The following is a 17,845-nucleotide window of genomic DNA, read 5'->3' as shown; positions in this document are numbered from 1 at the left end:
ACGAAGACCATGATGGACTTTGACGATTTCAGCGGTGCGATTGCCGAGAAACCGTTAACTCAGGCTGAAAAAGCCGCAGCCGTTCTTCTTGCCATGGGAAAACAGGTGGCGGGGCGGCTGCTGAAGTATTTTACGCAGCATGAATTGCAGCTCATCATCGCGTCCGCGCAATCGCTGAGGCTGATTCCGCCGGACGAACTGGCTCAGCTTGTCGCGGAGTTCGAGGATCTCTTCACCGAAGGCGCGGGTCTGATGGACAACGCCAAGGCGATCGAAAGCATCCTCGAAGAAGGCCTGACACCCGATGAGGTCGACAGCCTTCTCGGCCGGCGCACGGCTTTCAAGGCTTACGAGACCTCGATCTGGGATCGCCTCGGCGAGGCGGACCCGACCTTCGTCGCCAAGTTCTTCCTGCGCGAACATCCGCAAACCATCGCCTATGTCCTGTCGATGATGCCATCCTCCTTCGGCGCCAAGGTTCTGCTGCAACTGCCGGAGGCGCAACGCGCCGACATCATGAACCGCACCGTCAACCTCAAGGATGTCAGCCCGAAAGCGGCGCAGATCATCGAAAACCGCGTGCTGGGGCTGATGGCCGAAATCGATGCCGAACGCAATGCTTCCGGCTCGACCAAGGTGGCGGAGCTGATGAACGAGCTGGACAAGCCGCAGGTCGACACGCTGCTCACTTCGCTGGAAACGCTCAACAAGGAATCGGTCGACAAGGTACGCCCGAAGATCTTCCTCTTCGACGACCTTACGCTCATGCCGCAGCCGAGCCGCGTCATGCTGCTCAACGACATTGCAGCCGACATTCTCACCATGGCGCTGCGCGGCTCGTCGTCCGAGATTCGCGAGATCGTGCTCAGTTCGATCAGCCCGCGCCAGCGCCGCATGATCGAATCCGACCTGCAGATGGGCAATACCGGCATCAATCCACGCGAAATCGCCATCGCGCGGCGCGCCATCGCCCAGGAAGCCATCCGGCTTTCCAATTCCGGCCAGATCGAACTCAAGGCAAAAGACAAGACGCCTGTGGAAGAAGCCGCGTGACCTCAGCGCGACTCACCTAAATCGTCTTAGACTGTTCAGAACAAGGCCGTGCATGATGCACGGCCTCTTTCCGTTTCATGAAGGACGGCTGCTTTGGCTGACGAAGACAAGGACAGTAAAACAGAAAAACCGACGGAGAAAAAACTCCGCGACACCATGGAGAAGGGCAATGTGCCTCACTCCAGGGAAGCAACGCTCTTCGCATCGATGCTCGCGACCGTCATCTACGTCACCTTCTTCCTGCCGGCGCGCATGGGGCGCATGGGCGAGGTGCTGCGCGATCTCTTCGAAAAACCCGATCAGTGGCGACTCGATACTGGGCCGGACGTCATTTCCCTCTTCATCCGCATCGGCTGGGAAGTTGGTAACCTGCTGCTGCCCGCCGTCGTACTGTTCTTCGCCTTCGGTATCGGTTCCTCGCTGTTCCAGAACCTGCCGACACCCGTTCTCGACCGCATCCAGCCGCAGTTTTCCCGCATATCGCCGGTGGCCGGCTGGGGCCGAATCTTCAGTACCTCGGGCCTTGTCGAATTCGGCAAGTCGCTTGCCAAGATCTTCGTGGTCGGCGTCATCATGTTCTTCGTGCTGCGCGGCCAGTTCTTCCACGCAATCGATTCGCTGGTTTCCGATCCGCAGACGATCTTCGTGCGGCTGTCGACCATCATCCAGAGAATTCTGACCATCGTGCTTTTGGCAACTGCCATCGTCGCCATCGGCGACGTGCTCTGGACCCGTTTCCATTGGGTCGATCAGTTGAAAATGACGAAGCAGGAGGTCAAGGAAGAGTTCAAGCAATCCCAGGGCGACCCGATCGTTAAATCGCGCCAACGCTCGATTGCCCGCGACCGTGCCCGCCGGCGCATGATGAAGCAGGTGCCCCGCGCCACTCTGGTCATCGCCAATCCGACCCACTTTGCCGTAGCGCTGCGCTATGTCCGGGAAGAAAACGATGCGCCGGTCGTCGTCGCCAAGGGACAGGACCTCATCGCCCTCAAAATAAGGGAGATCGCCGAGGCAAACGGCATTCCCGTCTTCGAAGACCCGCCACTCGCGCGCTCCATGTTTGCGCAAGTCTCGGTAGATAGTGTCATCCCGTCAGTATTTTACAAGGCCGTCGCAGAACTGATTCATCGGATCTATGCCGCGCAGTCGAATAGAAAACGGGTACGATAAATCGAATGAAAAAATCCCCCTACTCTGCCCAACGTGAACAAATTCTGGCTGAGGCCATCAGCCCGGTCGCCAGCGAATTGCGGCTTCTCGACGCGGCCGATCTGATCTCGCTGCTGCGCTTCGAGCGCTATGGCAATCTCGCCGACCTCGTGGCTTCGGCGGCGGAGCTTTATTTCCATCCGGGCACGGTCAATTTCGGCCTCGGGGGCGACTACAAGCTCGAATGGGGCGGGCCGGCGGAAGTCACCATCGACCTCGAAATCAAACCGCGCGGCGTTACCGTCTATGCCAAGCTCGCGCTCGCCGAACATCATGCCGGCATCGAGATCAACCATATCGCCTTCGACAAGGCCTCGGCCGATCCGGACGAAAACACCGCGCTTCTCGCCCGCAGCCTGCGGGACGCCCGCTACGCGATCGGCACGACGCACGCAGCCTGAAATAGGCTCAAACCATCCCAAGTTTTAAAAAGAAAGTCGGCCGAGCCATCTCGGCGTTCCAGCGGTTCTGCTTTTCAGAAATGCGCAGAACCGCACCCTCACTCCGCATTTCCACAATTTGGGGGAGATCTTATCCGCCATGAAACATATGTGGCGGATAAAATGTGTAGATTTAAGAGACCTGGGCCGGCCTTTGTGCGTCCCGTGAACGCGACCGCGCTCTAGCTGATGTAACCGAAGCGGATCGCTTTCGCGATTGCCTGGATACGGTTGACGCTGTCGAGCTTGATTGTCGCCGAGCCGAGATAGGCGTTGACGGTATGCACCGACAATCCCAGCTTTTCGGCTATTTCCTCACTGATCCGGCCATCGCCGGCAAGCTGCAGGCAGGCGATTTCGCGTTCGCTCAGCGCTTCGGCGGCCGGCGATCGACGTTCGTCGAGCGACAGGAGATCCATCATGATCTGGCAGCTACGACCATGCAGCTCGACGATCATATCGCTCGTCAAATCCATGAATTTCGCGGCGAACACGACATAGCCGTTGCCGACCGATCCCAGACGCACCGGAAAGGCGACGCCGGCAAAAGGCAGGAGATGCGGTTTCAGGCGCTGGGTGAACGAGGCAAAATCGGGCGTCTCGGCGGTGCTGTCGCCATCGCGGCCGTTCCACATCAGCGGCAGCAGCGACTTTTCGATATGCTCGATCATCGCCTCGCCATAGGCTTCCACGAAGGCCTTGTTGAGGACGGTATTGGTCGAGCCCCAGTTTTCCAGCTCGCAGACCAGGCGCTGCTTGCTTGGCAGGCCGGAGCCGCTGAGGCGATAGACGGCAAAATTCTGCGCGTCGATCAACTTCTGCATCGACACCAGTTTGGGGAAGAGATCAGAACGGCTCGATATCCGATGCGAACGGCCGAGCCTTGCTTCGCTTGGCGCGTCCGTCGTCCTAACCGGCTGATATCGCATCCATCGACCCTTCAAACGAGGTTGTTTCTAACAGCAAAGGCGATCGCTTCCGATCGCGTCTTGGTCGCGGTTTTGCGCATCACGCTGGTAATATAGTTGTTGATGGTGTTTCTCGAGATGCCGAGGATCATGGCGATCTCGTCGCTCGTCTTGCCCTCCGCAATCCAGAACAAGCATTCAAGCTCGCGCTCGGTGAGATCGAAATCGCGCTCGGACTTGCCTTCCATGCAGCGGGTGAAGCTCGCAAAGTAGCCCGACAGCAATCCAACGTCACGCAGCCGCTCGGGCGACAGCAAAAGGCCGTCACGGGCAAGCAGCATCAGCGAGAAGCGCGTACGCCCGACATTGAAGGTCAGTGAGCAATATTGGCGGCTGACGCCTTCCGGCAACTCAACATCGTCTGGCAGGAATGCAAAATTCGGCTGGAACAGCGACATGCACTTTTCAAATTCGCTCGTGCGGCCGTAGCCGCTTGTGAGTTCGGAAGCGAGACGCCGGACAAGATCGAAAGGCCAATCGGAGGATACGACGAAATCGAGACCGCTCTCCTGGATCAGGTCGCAGCGCGCCAGAAGATAGTGGGAAGCGCCGACATAGTCCGTCAGCACGCGCAGACCGGATTGGAGATAGGCCGAGCCGGCAAGGGCGCTCAACTGCTGAATGAGCTGGTCGCGCGACATGGTATTGGCGGACGCGGCCAATCGCATATCCTTGTCGCCCTTGCTCCCCTGCAATATCTGCATGTCCATTTTTTGCATTTCCTGCCGCTGTCAGGCGCTCGAACACCAACGTGAGCATTGCTCGGTCTGGACCCGGCGCATAACCTCGAAGATGGCATCGATCTTCAAACAGGCGTCTGCGCCAACTCAACTTGTTACTACGTCTCCCACGACTCTCTGCGGACGCAGGACGCGCTAAATGCGCTAATATATAAATTCGATTTGGGCAATCGCATTGGCGCGAATCGCCTAAATCGCAATCAACCAACTATAGACTGATTTCTCCGCATATCGGCATCTCCAAAATTCTCCGAATTACCGAACACGGACTCCATGGTCTGATTCGCGCCGCTTCGGCGCAATTTCGAATAGGTATGATGATTGTAAGTCGATTCTTTCTACCCAGCAATGAAATTTCCGAACCGGCGAGATCTTGCCAACACCTACGGTCACTCGAATTCGTCCGGCTGAACCGCGTGAAACGTTTGCGAAACCCAAAGTTGGCCTGATCAAGCGCTCCCCTTCCGATCGCATGAAAAGACCGGGAGCATCTCCCGGTCCTCTTATCAAGCAGCGTTGTCGACGGCCCATTTTCTGAGGATCTTGGCGGCGCGTTCCTCGCTGATTTCCACCATACGCGAGAGGCGACGTTCCGGCCCTTCCTTGACACGGCGATTGAAGGTGCCGCCGTCTTCGCCCATCGTCAGCAGATCGTCTGTACTGTCGAAGCCGAAGTCCGAGCCGAAGCCGTCCATCAGCGCGGCGCCCGGCCCACCGACGGCAGGAGCGAAATCCGGCAATTCCAGGCCCGCCGCTTCCGGCAGAGCCGCGCCACCAGCGGCGCCGCCGCCGAGCGAGCGGATCAGCGGACGGAAGCCCATCCAGACGATGAGGAAGGCAACCGCAACGAAGGCAGCCGAATTGATGATGCCGGCCATATTGCGGCTCAGCATATCCATGATGCTGAAGCCCGAAGAGGTGTCGTCGAGAAGCTGATTGTCGAGGAAGTCCATCGCATTGACAGTGACAACGTCACCACGGCTGGTGTCGAGCCCGGCGGCAGTCGCGACAATCTTCTGCATCTCGGCGATATAAGCGTCGACCTTTGCCTGATCGGCCGGCTGACCGACCATCTGGGCGATGCGACCCTTGTTGACCACCACCGCCACCGAAAGCTTCTCGACCCTATAGCTGTTGCGGGTCGTGGCGGTCGTCTTGCTGTTGATTTCGTAGTTGGTCTGTTCTTCGCGCTTGTCGGACTGATCGTTCGATGTCGGTCCGCCGCCACCGGCCTGCGGAGCAGCCTGCGGAATGTTCTGCTCAACGGTTGCTGCCGTATCCGACTGGCGCTGCTGCGATTTCTGCGCTTCCTTGGTGGTGCGAACCGAGCGCTCGACCTTCGAATCCGGATCGTAGGTAGTTTCCTGCACCTGCTGGCTGTCGGTATTGAGCTGCGCCGTTACGCTGGAGCGGAAATTGTCCATTCCGAGAAACGGCGCAAGCGCCTTGTTGATATTCGATTCGACCTCGTCCTGAACATTCTGCACGATGCCGAGATTGCGGTTCAGCGCGCCGTTGCTCGGATCATCGCCCGAGGCGAGCAATTGGCCGGTGGAATCGAGAATCGTAACATCGTCGACCTCCAGGCCGGGCACGGCAGAGGCGACGAGATGACGGATGGCCTGGGCCGACTTGCGCGCCGCTTCGGCGTTCGCTCGGATCATGACCGAGGCCGTCGGTTTCTGGTCCGCTTTTCGGAAGTTGCCGACATCCTGCATGACGATGTGGACTCGTGCCGCGCTGATGCCCGAGATCGACGTGATCGTGCGAGAGATTTCGCCTTCGAGCGCGCGCACGCGGGTCACTTCCTGCATGAAGGAGGTCAAGCCGAGAGAGCCGACATTGTCGAAGAGCTCATAGCCGGCATTGGTGCTGTTCGGCAGGCCACGCTCGGCGAGCAGCAGGCGCGCCTTGCCGGTCATGCCGGCCGGCACGGTCAGGCTGGTGCCATCCGTGCCCACCTGGAAACCGATATTGGCTTCGGCAAGCGCAATGCTGATCTGGTTCAGATCGGTTGCATCCAGGCCAACATAGAGCGTTTCCTGGGCAGGTTTATTGACGTAAAGGGCTGCAAACAGAATCAACGCCATGGAAACGACGCCGACGCCCGCCATGATCAGCAGGCGTGTCCTCCCCAGGTTCTGCAGATTCCTGAACAAGGGAACTAATTGATTTAACAGATTCATTCTGTTCTCGCACGATTCGTCAAAGACCTGATGGCTTTGTGCCCTGCAGCGAAGATAGAAATCGAAACTTGTGCGAGCGTTTCGTCCGGGGCAGGAAAAATGAAGAACTCGAAAAATTTATCCGAGATAATATAAGAAAAACAATATCAGGCGCCGGCGCTTCCCGTCAGAAGAAATCGAAATCGCCGGCGGCCTTGGCCAAGGGTTGGGAGTGTCCGTGGCGGCCGCTGCCGCCGAGAGCCTTCTGCATTTCGGCCAGCTTGACCAGGCTCAGCGCCGTAGCAACATCGACCATCCAGCCCTCAGGCATGCCGCCGGTGATCGTGTCGATGAACTCGGCAATGCCCCGCGTCTTCTGCACGGCAAGATCGATGCCCTGCATAACCTTCATGGAATCGGGCGATTCCAACACGTTGATGCCACCGAGATCGAGCAGTTGCGGTTCGATGCGCTCGATCAGGTAGGCGACGTCGTGCAATTCCGAGACGATACGCATGAGGATGGCTGGGAGCGCTTCCTGCATGGCGGATGCTTCGGCACGCGGCATGGTGGTCATCAGGTAGTCCTCGTTGATCAGAAAAATTCGATCGTGTTGTCGACCGGCTTCGGGGCGGCAACAGGGCGCTGTTCCAGAGCCACGGTCTTCTGCGTTTCGGCGCCGGTCAACGGGTATTGCCGGGCACGGCCGGAGATCGGCCAGTATTCGATCTTGCGTCCATGCTCGCCGCCGGTGCTGGAGCCGACGACCGGAATGCCTTCATCCCTCAGGAACTGCATGGCGAAGGCGGCGTTCTGTTCGCCGACATTGGAGAAGGTGGCAATCGTTTTTGCGCCGCCAAAGACCTTGGCCTCCAGCCGGTCACGACGCGCGCCCTGCTTCAGGAGACCGTTGATCAGAAGCTCCATCAGATGCACGCCGTAACGCGTCGCGTCGCCACCGCTCGTCGGCGAAGCGGCCGTCCCCGGCAGCAGGAAATGGTTCATGCCGCCGACGCCCGCGATCGGATCGCGCAAGCACGCCGCCACGCACGAGCCCAGAATGGTCGACAGCACCACGTCCGGGTCGTTGATGACCTTGTACTCGCCCTGAATGATGTGCACGCGACGGGCAGCACCCTCGACGATCATTTCAATGCTCCGAACACGGCCTCGATCGCCGCTTTCATCTTTTCAATGGTGAAGGGCTTGGCGAGAACGTTGTTGGCGCCGAGCTGGGCGGCCTTCTGCACCAGCGCACGGTCGCCCTGCGCTGTCAGGATGATGAAGGCCGCTTTCTTCGTCGTAGGATTGGTGCGCACGGCCTGCAGCAGGCCGAGACCATCCATCTTCGGCATGTTGAAGTCGGAAATCACCAGATGATGCGGCTGCTGCTCCATGATCTTCATGCCCTGCTCGCCGTCACCGGCAGAAGTGATCTGCTTGAAGCCCAGTTGCGTCAGCGCGTCGCTCAACAACAGACGGCTGGTGACCTGATCGTCGACGATCAGAACTTTGATTTTCTCCGCTAGAGACATTATTCGCTCCCTTCCTTGCGGGCGGCTGTTACTTTCAATATTTCCTCGCCAATGGCGTTCAGCGGAACCTGCTGCTCGACTGCACCGAGTTCGAATGCGACCCTCGGCATTCCGTAGACCACGCAGGTCTTTTCGTTCTGGCCGATCGTCCGTGCGCCGGCATGGCGCATCTTGAGAAGGCCGGCGGCGCCGTCGCGGCCCATGCCGGTCAGGATGACGCCGACTGCATTGCGGCCGGCGAGCTCGGCGACCGAATCGAAGAGCACGTCGACGGAAGGACGATGGCCGTTGACAGGCCCGCGGTCGATCAGGCGGCAATGGGGCGCCGATGCGTTGGCGACCTGCAAATGCCGATCGCCGCCCGGTGCCAGATAGATCTTGCCGATTTCCAGACGCGCGCCATCGGTCGCCTCCTGCACCACGGGTGCGCAGAGACGGTTAAGCCGTTCGGCGAAGCTGCGGGTAAAGCTTGGCGGCATGTGTTGGGTAATGACGGTCGGCGGGCAATTGGCCGGGAATTTCTGCAGGACCGCGATCAATGCCTCGACGCCGCCGGTGGACGAGCCGATTGCGACGATCTTGCGGCCGACGCGGAAGTCGGCGACTGCTGGCGGCGGAGTATGGTTTGCGGCGGGCTTGGAATATTGGCGCTGCGAACGGGCTGCTGCCTTCACCTTTTCCGCCAGATCGCCGAACGGGCGCGGCTCGCCCGGAGCAGGCTTGCCGACGCAATCGAACGCGCCGATTTCGAGGGCCGCCAGGGTCGCCTCAGCGCCGCGGTGCGTCATGGTCGAGACCATGATGACCGGCATGGGTCTCAGCGTCATGATTTTTTCGAGGAAATCGAGGCCGTTCATGTTCGGCATCTCGATGTCGAGTGTCACCACGTCGGGATTGAGCGCCTTGATCGCCGCGCGCGCTTCCATTGCATCGCCGGCCTGGCCGATGACATCGACCTCCGGATCGGAGCGCAGGACAGCGGTGATCAGGCCCCGCATGGTTGCGGAGTCATCGACGACGAGAACACGGGCGGCGGCGCTCATACTTTCCTCCCGGTCGAAGTGGCAACACGGCGATAAGTGGTAATGCCGATATTGTCGAAAACGTGCTTGGCTTCGCCCGAGACGCGCTCGGAATGGCCAATATAGAGATGGCCGTTCTCCGGCAGCAGACCGGCAAAGCGCGACCAGATCTTCGTCTGCGTCGGCTCGTCGAAATAGATGACGACGTTGCGGCAGAAGATGACGTCGAACATGCCCTTGAACGGCCATTGCGCCATCAGGTTCAGTTCGTTGAAGGTGATCAGCCGCTTGACGCGATCGTCGATCTGAAACTTGCGGCGCCCCTGGATGTCGACTTCCTGGAACCATTGCTTGCGCATGGCGGGCGAAACCGTTTCCAGCGATGTCTCGTCATAGGCGCCGGCGCGAGCGAGGCCGAGGATCTTCGGATCGATATCCGTCGCCAGGATCTTGAAATCGAATTCGGCGGCATTGGGCAGCAGCGACAAAACCGTGAGCGCTATGGAATAGGGCTCCTGCCCGTCGGAACAGGCTGCCGACCAGATGCGAACGCGGCCGCCGCTTTTGGCGCGCGCCAGAAGCCCAGGGAGAACCTCGTCGCGCAGATGGTCGAAATGATGGTTCTCGCGGAAAAAGCGGGTGAAATTCGTCGTCAGATGCGACAGCATCTCGCGCCGCGCCGCAGCCCCCGCCGGCGAGGAGACCAGCACGCAATAATCGCGAAAGCCCGGCAAGCCCAGTGCGCGGATATGCTTCGACAGCCGCGAATAGACCAGCGAGGCTTTGGTCTCGTTGAGAGAAATTCCGGCGTCCGAGTAGATCATGGCGGCAATTTCGGAAAGATCGCGCCTCGTCAGCGGATATTCGCCGCTGGCCAGCACCTCGTCCGGGGATGCCCTGAAATCTGTCGCTCCCATAATGCTCATGCAGCTTCGCTTTCGCTGTCCGGGAACAGGGTTTCGAGTTCGATAAGGCAGATCATACGGCAGTCGATCGCCAGGATGCCGCGCGCGAACTGCCGCTCATAGTCGGAAGAAATTTCCGGCGTCGGCTGAATATTGTCGTCGGTAACCGTCAGAATATCGGACACGGCGTCGACCAGCAGGCCGACCACCTTGCGCTTGACCTGCGCCACGATGATCACATGGCGTGCGGTCGGCTCGGCGCGTTTCATGCCAAGACGGGCCGAGAGATCGACGATCGGCAAGACAGCGCCGCGCAGGTTGATAATGCCGAGGACATGAGCCGGCGCATGCGGCATAGCCGTCGCCCGCGTCCAGCCGCGGATTTCACGGACCGACATGATATCGACGCAGAATTCCTGATCGCCGATGCGGAAGGCGATCAGCTCACGGGCTCCCTGGGTCAGGTTCTTGACGGCGTATGACATAGGCTTAACCTGCTGCTGCGTATGACATTTCAGCCTTCAGCGATTGCCCGCGGGAGGCTCCGACCACAGCATCAACATCAAGGATGAGAGCGACGCGCCCATCACCAAGGATGGTCGCAGCGGCAATACCGGGCACATGCGTGTAGTTCGCTTCGAGGCTCTTGATGACGACCTGGCGCTGGCCCTGGATGGCATCGACCATCAGAGCGCGCTGTCCGCCGCCTTCCGATTCCACCAGCAGCGCGACACCGTCGACCGGATTGGCCTGCGTGGCGCGGAAGTTCAGGATGCGGCCGACATCGACCAGCGGGCAGAAGCTGTTGCGGATCGAGATCAGGCGGTGGTTGGCGCCGAAGGAATGGATCGCGGCGGCTTCCGGCTGCAGGGTTTCGACTATGGCGGTGAGCGGCACGACCAGCGTCTGGCCGGCCACTGTGACCACCATGCCGTCGAGGACGGCAAGCGTCAGCGGCAGGCTCATGGTGAAGACCGAGCCGTGTCCCGGCTTGGAGCTGATATTGATGCGGCCACCGAGTGCCTGGATCGAGCGCTTGACGACGTCCATGCCGACGCCGCGGCCGGAAATGTCGGAAATCTTATCGGCTGTCGAGAAGCCGGGCAGGAAGATCAGGTTGTCGATTTCCTCGTCCGAGAGGTTGGCATCGGCGGGGATGAGATCGTTGTCGATGGCCTTCTGCCGCACCTTTTCGCGGTTGATGCCGGCGCCATCGTCGGCGAGTTCGATCAGGATGCGGCCGGAGCGGTGCTTTGCGGTCAGGCGAACCGTGCCTTCCGGGTTCTTGCCGAGCGCCGTACGCTTTTCCGGTGTTTCGACGCCGTGGTCGACGGCGTTGCGGATCATATGGGTCAGCGGCTCGGCCAGCTTGTCGATGACCGTCTTGTCGACTTCGGTGTTTTCACCTTCGGTGATCAGGCGGATCGACTTGCCGGTCATGTCGGCGATTTCACGGACGATACGCGACATGCGCTGGAAGACCGGCTTCACCGGCTGCGCGCGGATCGCCATGACGCTGTCCTGGATCTCACGGGTGAGCTGCTGCAGCTCTTCGAGGCCCATATTGATCGAGGATGCGCCGTTGTTGTCATTCTCAATGACGCTTTGCGACAGCATCGCCTGGTTGATGACAAGCTCGCCGACGAGGTTGATCAGACGGTCGACGCGGTCGAGATCGACGCGGATGGTCTGGCCGGCGGCGGCGGCATTGTTCTGCGCGGCGGCGTTGGCAGCGGCAGCGGCGGCGGCTGCCGCAGCTTCCTTCTTTTCGACACGAGCGGCAGCAGAGGCAAGCTGCGTGACATTGCTTGCCGTTTCGGCGGCGGCAACAGCGGCGGCGGCATCGCTTTTCGGCCTCGGCGCTTCAGCAGCCGCTTCCACAGCCGGCTCGTCGCCGTCGAGAACGGAGAGATCGAAGGGCACGGGAACCATCGGCAATTCTTCATCGCCACCGACAGCGGCATCTTCGACCAGCCGGATATCGAGCTCGCAATCCCATTCGGCGAATTCGAAGACCGTGCGGATGGCGTCTTCGCCCTTGTCCGTTCTGACTGAGATCGTCCACTTGAAATAGGCGCCCTCGGGGTCGAGCTGATCGAGGCCCGGCAGGGCGTCCATGTTGCAATGGATGCTCATCTCGCCGACGCGCGAGAGATCGCGCAGCAGCAGCGTCGCATCGTTGCCCTTGGCGTAGAGGTCGGAACGCGGCTTGAAGCTGACTTCGTATTCCGGCATGCTCGAAGACGCTTCGTCGCCACCGAAATGATCGTCGAAGCTGAAGGGGATCGGCTGAAAACCGCTGTCATCCGTGGGAGCGGGTGCGGCTTTGACTGGGGTGGGGGCCGGGGCGGGCGCTGCGGCCTTCACCGGCTTCGGCGCGGCCTCAGCGGCTGTCGATGCCGATGGCAATTCGCCGTGGGCCAGCGCTTCCAGTTCCTTGACCAGTCCCTTGCTGCGGGCCTGGTCGACGCTGCCGCCATCACGGGCGGCGTTGGTGAGGTCCGCCAGCACATCGGCGGCCTTGAGCATGACCTTCAGGACATCCTGGGTCGGCTCCAGCTTGTTGGATCGAACACAATCGAGCGTCGTCTCGAAGACATGGGCAAAGGACACAAGGTCGTCCAGACCGAAGGCCCCTGCCCCACCCTTGATGGAATGAACGGCACGGAAGACGGCGTTGACGGTTTCCGGATCCCGGTCGCCATCATTCATTTTCAGGAGACCGGATTCCAGTTCGGCGAGCTGCTCCTCGCACTCCTGGAAAAAAATCTCTTTGATTTCGTTCATATCCATAGGAACAGATCCTGTTTAAGCGGTTACACGCTCGATGGCATCGATCAGCTTGGCGGGATCGAAGGGCTTGACGATCCAACCCGTCGCCCCGGCCTGGCGGGCACGGTTCTTCTTTTCGGCGTCGCTTTCGGTCGTCAGCACCAGGATCGGAATGGCCCGGTACTTGTCGTTGCGGCGCACGCCCTCGATGAAGCCGAAGCCGTCAAGGCGCGGCATGTTGATGTCCGTGACGATCACATCGGGATTGGCTTCTTCCAAAACCTCGAGACCTTCGACACCGTCTTCGGCCTGAATGGTCTCGAAGCCGGCGTTGTTGAGGGTGACGAGAAGCATGTTTCGAATGGTCCGTGAATCATCCACGGTCAGTACTTTTTTCTTCATTGCCGGATCTCCTTGGCAAGCAGGTGATCGATGTCGACGCCGATCAACTGCATCGTTTTTTGAAATGCATCCGACACCTTCGAAAAGGTGAAGGACAGCTTGTCTTCATCCCAAGTCTTGGCGGCAGCCATGATGACCTGGACGCACAAGGCCCCGATCCTCTCGACGCCGGATGCATCGATCACGACATTGCTGCCGCGCAGCCCCACCAACTTGCCGCGAAGCGTCGAGGCTTCATTGAGGTCCAGCACCGCAGCCAGACTGATTGTCTTTTCGCCCTTCCTGCTCGGCATCGCTTTATTCCTTGTTGCCTGAAATTGGGTTCCACAGCCCGCATGCGCATAAAACAGAGATGTCAGTAAGCATTCCGTTCGCCTCCGAAACCGACCCTGCGAAGCGGAACATCGAATTCGTCGGCACTGCCCTCATCATGGCTGGTAGCCCCTTCCCGGTGCCGAGCGACCGGCAAGCGTTGGGCGGCAGCCGTCGGGCGCGGCGCAACCGCCTGGCGGCGCTCGCGCTCGAGGCGGAATTCGCGGATCGTCTGGCCAAGCTCCAGGATGACGGTATGAAGATGATCGGCACCTTCATTTGAGCGAAGGGCAAGGCTTTCGTTGGCAGCGGCACGTTCGCCGAAGCCGCCGATGTCCGCCGTGACCGTGCGCAAGCCGGCGGCCTGTTCATCGGTGGCGGCTGCAATGCCGGAAATGGCTTCGTTGATATCGGTCACCTGGCGGACGATGCCGCCGATCGCCTCCTGCGTGCGGCCGACCATCTGTACGCCGGCATCCACCTGCGCCTTGGTGCCTGTCACCAGCACCTTGATCTCGCGGGCGGCATCGGCGGAACGTTGGGCAAGCGCGCGGACTTCCTGGGCGACGACCGCAAAGCCGCGGCCGCTGTCGCCGGCGCGCGCCGCTTCGATACCGGCGTTGAGCGCCAGCAGATTGGTTTGGAATGCGATCTCGTCGATGACGCCGATGATCTGCCCGATCTTTTCCGCCGACGTTTCGATATCGGCCATCGCCGAAATCGCCTGGCCGACGACCCGGCCGCTGTCTTCGGCCGCAACACGGGTGGAGGCGGCGGCGCGCTCGGCAGACCGGGTGCTCGCCGCATTGCTGCGAACCTGATCGGCCAGTTCGGCGAGCTGCTTTGCCGACGCGGCGAGCCCTTGGGATTGCTCCATGGAATTCTGAGCGAGGAAGCGGGAATCGCGTACGAGCGCATCCGTGGCCGCATCGGCCGCCTGCACCCTGCCGGATAATGTCGCGAATTGCTTCTGGATGTCGTCCAGAGCGGCATTCAGCGTCTGCGCCAGCTCGGCATAGGCTTCCGGACCATCCACAGGCAGGCGGGCAGTCAGATCGCGTTCTGCGAGGCTGCGAATGACATCGGCAAAGAGTCCGGCGGCTTCGGCATGATCGGAGCTCCGCTGTTCGGCAAGCGCCCGCTGATGGTTGAGCCGCAGCTCGTTGAAGCGCAGCGACACGGCGATTTCGACATCTACCATGACGAGGCGGACGGCAGCCGTGATCAGCTCGCTGAGTTCACGGGCGCGGCGCTTGGTACCGGGCAGGATGGCGCGGCTGCCCAACTCCTCGACGAGGCCGGCAAGAATATGCTCCAGGACAACGCCGTGGCCGGCGACGTGCCAGCGCGGATCAAGCCCCATCTTGCTTTCAGTATCGGAGAGTACCTTGACGCGCTCGGCGTAGAGGCTGTCGAAACGGGCGTCCGTCAGTACGCCCCAATGCGAGGATTGCAGGTCCTGCAGCCGTTCGAGCTGGCTCTCGCTGTTAAAATTGCGTGCGGCGTCGGGAAATGTCTGGAGGCGGTGGAAGAGATCGCGCAGGCCAGCCTTCAGATGCGCATCCAGCATCGGCCGGTTGCGGCGCACGATTTCGCATTGCTCGGCATCGAGACCAGCAAAACGCAAGCGGTCGCGAAGGCTGCCCGCCTGCGCCCGTCCTGCCTGATCTGACGGCGAATCCTGCGCCAAAATCGTCCCCACCGAACTGCCGGGCGTAAGCAACGCCGGCGAAACCATTGGTGATCCGGTTCAGACGCGATGAAGAGACGAGGACAGGTGCACGCCGCCGCCGGTTCATTGACCGGGACGCTGAAGCTCGCTCGTTCATCAAAGCCTGTTCGGACCGTTTGATGACATGGATACCGGATCTGACCCGGTACGACGGGGCGGCTTCATGCCTGGTGAGAACGAGTGACAGTTTTCCCATTCCGACGTGCTAGTCCAATGTTTATGGTTAATTCCTTGCTTGAAGGTTAATAAGTCCGGCAAGCTATCCCGTTTTGGTTTAAACAGTCGCGCGTTCGAATTCTGCCGGCGGTCTTTTCGAGTAAAAACCGCAGTGGCCGCAAGTCACAGGCAAGCTTCCTATTTTAAGTCGATAAGTAGAGACACCTTCGATGTCGATACGGAGAGAGCAATGATTGTTCTTGGTTTGACTGCTTCGCTGACGGCCGGCATGACGCTTGCTGCCTTCGTGTTCCTAAGTCTCATCGAAGAGGCTCGCAGCACTATCGCTCCGCGCGTACTCTAAGCATCCGGCCTCAGGCGCCTATAGGTGAGACAAATCTTTAATAAAGGCGGGTTATGCGCGGCGTCGGGCCGCGCTTTTTGCCGTTATCTCAGCGAGAGCTAGCGTTGGGCTCGATAGTTCCGTATGAAGCCTGACGACCCGGCACAGAGATCGACCTGTTGATGTCCGACACCACCTATTCCGAAACGAACCACAAGACACTTTCACTGCGGCTTGCTCTTGCAATCATCTTCGGCGTCACGCTTTGGCGTGTGGTAATGCTTGCCTTCAATAAGACCGACCTCTTCGTCGACGAGGCGCAATATTGGTTCTGGGGCCAAAATCTCGACTTCGGCTATTATTCCAAGCCGCCAGTCATCGCCTGGGTCGTTCGTTTCTTCAATGCGATATCGGGATCGGACTCGACCTTCTGGATCCGCGTTTCCGCGCCTCTCTTCCATCTCGTCACCGCCCTGATGCTGATGCGCACGACGCGGCGCCTGATCGACGGAGAGGCCGGGGAGGAGATCGAGCCCTGGGTCGGCGTCATCTTCGTCACCCTGCCGGCGGCTTCTCTTTCGGCCGTGCTGATGTCGACGGACACGATCCAAATCCTGTTCGTCACCATTGCCATCTGGGCCTTTCTCGGCCTTACCAAGCGCTCCTCGATCACCGACGCGCTGATCCTAGGCGTCAGCCTCGGGATCGCTTTCCTGACGAAATATTCGGTGCTTTTTCTGCTGCCGGGCGTCGGCGTCGCCATGCTGACGCTGCGCTCAGCACGCATTGCCTGGCGGGACGTTTTCATCGCCGCCATCGCCGGCGCGATCGTCGTTGCCCCCAATCTCTGGTGGAATTTCGCCCATGATGCCGCGACGGTGCGCCATACCGAAAGCATCGCCCATTGGAACGGCGAAGGAAAAGGCGGCGGATTGGTGAAGCATCTGCTCGGCGCGCTCGGATTCCTCGGCGCGCAATTCGGTGTCGTGGGTCCCGTCATTTTCTATGGCATGCTTTGGGCGGCATGGCGGACGATCCGCGGGCAAAGCGACGACAGGGAAAAGCTGCTCGTCTGGCTGTCCATTCCGGTCATAGCGTTGATTACGCTGCAAGCGCTGTTTGCCAAGGCCTATGCCAATTGGGCGGTCACCGCCTACTCCGCCGGCACCATCCTCGCCGTCTGGCTGCTCTACCGTCTGACGAAGAAAGGGCTCGCCGTCTCGCTGATCATCGGCTCGGTCGTCGCCTTCCTGCTGCCGATCCTTACGGTCTTTGCCTATGACATCAAGCTGCCGAACGGCGATCTCATCATGAAGCGGTATGTCGGCCGCAGCGGCGTCAGCCTGGAGATCGCTGATATTGCCGCCCAGGCAAATACGTCGACCATCGTCGCCGATAACCGGGATATTCTCGCCGATTTGTTCTATACGCTGAAGGGCAAGCCCTATCATATCTACGCCCGTAACTCTGGCGGCTTCCCGAAGAGCTATTACGAGCAGAACTTTTCGCTGCCACCTGCCGTGACCGATGATGTGCTCTATATCGACGACGAACCGTTCGATTGCATTGCGGGCAAATCGGAACTCATCAAGAGCTGGTCGCCGGATTTCGGCAACATGAAAGGCAGGACGCTCTACGCCTACCATCTTTCGCCAAGCTGCCTGGCGCCGAAAGCTTAGAGCAATTCCAGGAAAAGTGCGTAGCGGTTTTCCGTCCGGAATGCGTAAAAACAAAGGGATAGCGCGCGAAAGCGAATCCGTGAAACGCTAAAGCGCTCTAATCGCGGTCGGAAGCCGGCCGTAGGCAAACGCCCCAACCAAGTCCCGGCATTTCCACGAAAACGACCCCGCCCTCTTCGAAGGCTAGGCGCAATTGCGCCTCCGTCGCCCGGTGAATGTCGTGGCGCCCGCCTTCGTAATCGCGGATGGTGCTCCGTGACACGCCGGCCCTCTCGGCTATATCCAACTGTGTCCAGTCGAGCAGCCCGCGCGCCGCGCGACAGAGCGCGGGAGTCAGAATCGTCAGGTTGCGGCCTTGATTCACAATCTGAAACCACTCATATTGGTCAACTTAAACCAAATATGTCAT

At 60.0% G+C, this 17,845-nt stretch carries 18 protein-coding genes; 4 read left to right on the top strand and 14 right to left on the bottom strand.

Translation table 11 applies throughout. The features are described from left to right. Window positions 1–9 precede the first annotated feature (9 nt). The 3 genes from fliG to K290_RS0106775 all read left to right on the top strand — a co-directional run bounded on the left by fliG (window position 10) and on the right by K290_RS0106775 (window position 2,666). Window positions 10–1,053 (top strand): flagellar motor switch protein FliG, encoded by a 1,044-nt coding sequence (gene fliG, locus K290_RS0106785; protein ID WP_028751190.1) that lies wholly within the window; start codon window positions 10–12, stop codon window positions 1,051–1,053. Between the two features lie 93 nt (window positions 1,054–1,146). Then, on the top strand, window positions 1,147–2,226 hold the full coding sequence (gene flhB, locus K290_RS0106780; protein WP_028751189.1) for a flagellar biosynthesis protein FlhB: 1,080 nt from the start codon (window positions 1,147–1,149) through the stop codon (window positions 2,224–2,226). 5 nt (window positions 2,227–2,231) lie between these two features. Beyond that, window positions 2,232–2,666 (top strand): hypothetical protein, encoded by a 435-nt coding sequence (locus tag K290_RS0106775; protein ID WP_028751188.1) that lies wholly within the window; start codon window positions 2,232–2,234, stop codon window positions 2,664–2,666. A gap of 221 nt (window positions 2,667–2,887) precedes the next feature. Here the strand turns inward: K290_RS0106775 and visR are convergent, their stop codons facing one another. The 13 genes from visR to K290_RS0106710 all read right to left on the bottom strand — a co-directional run bounded on the left by visR (window position 2,888) and on the right by K290_RS0106710 (window position 15,216). Continuing rightward, window positions 2,888–3,634 carry a transcriptional regulator VisR gene (gene visR / locus K290_RS0106770; protein WP_028751187.1) on the bottom strand — a complete coding sequence of 249 codons (747 nt, stop codon included), beginning with the start codon at window positions 3,632–3,634 and terminating at the stop codon, window positions 2,888–2,890. A gap of 11 nt (window positions 3,635–3,645) precedes the next feature. Continuing rightward, window positions 3,646–4,383: a transcriptional regulator VisN gene (gene visN / locus K290_RS0106765; RefSeq protein WP_028751186.1), complete on the bottom strand. Its 738-nt coding sequence runs from the start codon at window positions 4,381–4,383 to the stop codon at window positions 3,646–3,648. A 536-nt stretch (window positions 4,384–4,919) separates the two neighbouring features. Further along, entirely contained in the window at window positions 4,920–6,599 is a 1,680-nt protein-coding gene (gene fliF / locus K290_RS0106760; protein WP_028751185.1) for a flagellar basal-body MS-ring/collar protein FliF, read from the bottom strand. Window positions 6,600–6,765: 166 nt separating this feature from the next. Next, the gene (gene cheT, locus K290_RS0106755) at window positions 6,766–7,155 is read right to left on the bottom strand and encodes a chemotaxis protein CheT (protein ID WP_028751184.1); all 390 of its coding nucleotides are present in this window, start codon (window positions 7,153–7,155) and stop codon (window positions 6,766–6,768) included. Between the two features lie 17 nt (window positions 7,156–7,172). After that, window positions 7,173–7,727 (bottom strand): chemoreceptor glutamine deamidase CheD, encoded by a 555-nt coding sequence (gene cheD, locus K290_RS0106750; protein ID WP_028751183.1) that lies wholly within the window; start codon window positions 7,725–7,727, stop codon window positions 7,173–7,175. Continuing rightward, window positions 7,724–8,113 carry a chemotaxis response regulator CheY2 gene (gene cheY2, locus K290_RS0106745; protein ID WP_028751182.1) on the bottom strand — a complete coding sequence of 130 codons (390 nt, stop codon included), beginning with the start codon at window positions 8,111–8,113 and terminating at the stop codon, window positions 7,724–7,726. Before cheY2 ends, cheD begins: the two co-directional genes overlap by 4 nt. Next, window positions 8,113–9,156 carry a protein-glutamate O-methylesterase CheB gene (gene cheB, locus K290_RS0106740; protein ID WP_028751181.1) on the bottom strand — a complete coding sequence of 348 codons (1,044 nt, stop codon included), beginning with the start codon at window positions 9,154–9,156 and terminating at the stop codon, window positions 8,113–8,115. The genes cheY2 and cheB overlap by 1 nt, the downstream gene beginning before the upstream one ends. Next, window positions 9,153–10,061 carry a protein-glutamate O-methyltransferase CheR gene (gene cheR / locus K290_RS0106735; RefSeq protein ID WP_028751180.1) on the bottom strand — a complete coding sequence of 303 codons (909 nt, stop codon included), beginning with the start codon at window positions 10,059–10,061 and terminating at the stop codon, window positions 9,153–9,155. The genes cheB and cheR overlap by 4 nt, the downstream gene beginning before the upstream one ends. Next, window positions 10,058–10,525, bottom strand: a complete 468-nt coding sequence (locus K290_RS0106730; protein WP_028751179.1) for a chemotaxis protein CheW — start codon at window positions 10,523–10,525, stop codon at window positions 10,058–10,060. The genes cheR and K290_RS0106730 overlap by 4 nt, the downstream gene beginning before the upstream one ends. Window positions 10,526–10,529: 4 nt before the next feature. Next, on the bottom strand, window positions 10,530–12,833 hold the full coding sequence (locus K290_RS0106725; protein ID WP_028751178.1) for a chemotaxis protein CheA: 2,304 nt from the start codon (window positions 12,831–12,833) through the stop codon (window positions 10,530–10,532). A 15-nt stretch (window positions 12,834–12,848) separates the two neighbouring features. Next, entirely contained in the window at window positions 12,849–13,214 is a 366-nt protein-coding gene (gene cheY1 / locus K290_RS0106720) for a chemotaxis response regulator CheY1 (RefSeq protein WP_028751177.1), read from the bottom strand. Next, window positions 13,211–13,507: an STAS domain-containing protein gene (locus K290_RS0106715; protein WP_028751176.1), complete on the bottom strand. Its 297-nt coding sequence runs from the start codon at window positions 13,505–13,507 to the stop codon at window positions 13,211–13,213. The genes cheY1 and K290_RS0106715 overlap by 4 nt, the downstream gene beginning before the upstream one ends. 62 nt (window positions 13,508–13,569) lie before the next feature. Continuing rightward, the gene (locus tag K290_RS0106710) at window positions 13,570–15,216 is read right to left on the bottom strand and encodes a methyl-accepting chemotaxis protein (RefSeq protein WP_028751175.1); all 1,647 of its coding nucleotides are present in this window, start codon (window positions 15,214–15,216) and stop codon (window positions 13,570–13,572) included. Between the two features lie 723 nt (window positions 15,217–15,939). Here K290_RS0106710 and K290_RS0106700 point away from each other — a divergent pair. Continuing rightward, a complete protein-coding gene (locus K290_RS0106700) occupies window positions 15,940–17,436 on the top strand; it encodes an ArnT family glycosyltransferase (protein WP_037135037.1) in 1,497 nt (498 codons plus the stop codon). A 97-nt stretch (window positions 17,437–17,533) separates the two neighbouring features. Here the strand turns inward: K290_RS0106700 and K290_RS0106695 are convergent, their stop codons facing one another. Further along, window positions 17,534–17,800 carry a helix-turn-helix domain-containing protein gene (locus tag K290_RS0106695; RefSeq protein WP_028751173.1) on the bottom strand — a complete coding sequence of 89 codons (267 nt, stop codon included), beginning with the start codon at window positions 17,798–17,800 and terminating at the stop codon, window positions 17,534–17,536. Window positions 17,801–17,845: the final 45 nt, after the last annotated feature.

This window comes from Rhizobium leucaenae USDA 9039 (assembly GCF_000426285.1).
In the GTDB taxonomy this organism is placed as follows: Bacteria; Pseudomonadota; Alphaproteobacteria; order Rhizobiales; family Rhizobiaceae; genus Rhizobium; species Rhizobium leucaenae.
This window is presented reverse-complemented; position numbering and strand designations above follow the sequence as displayed.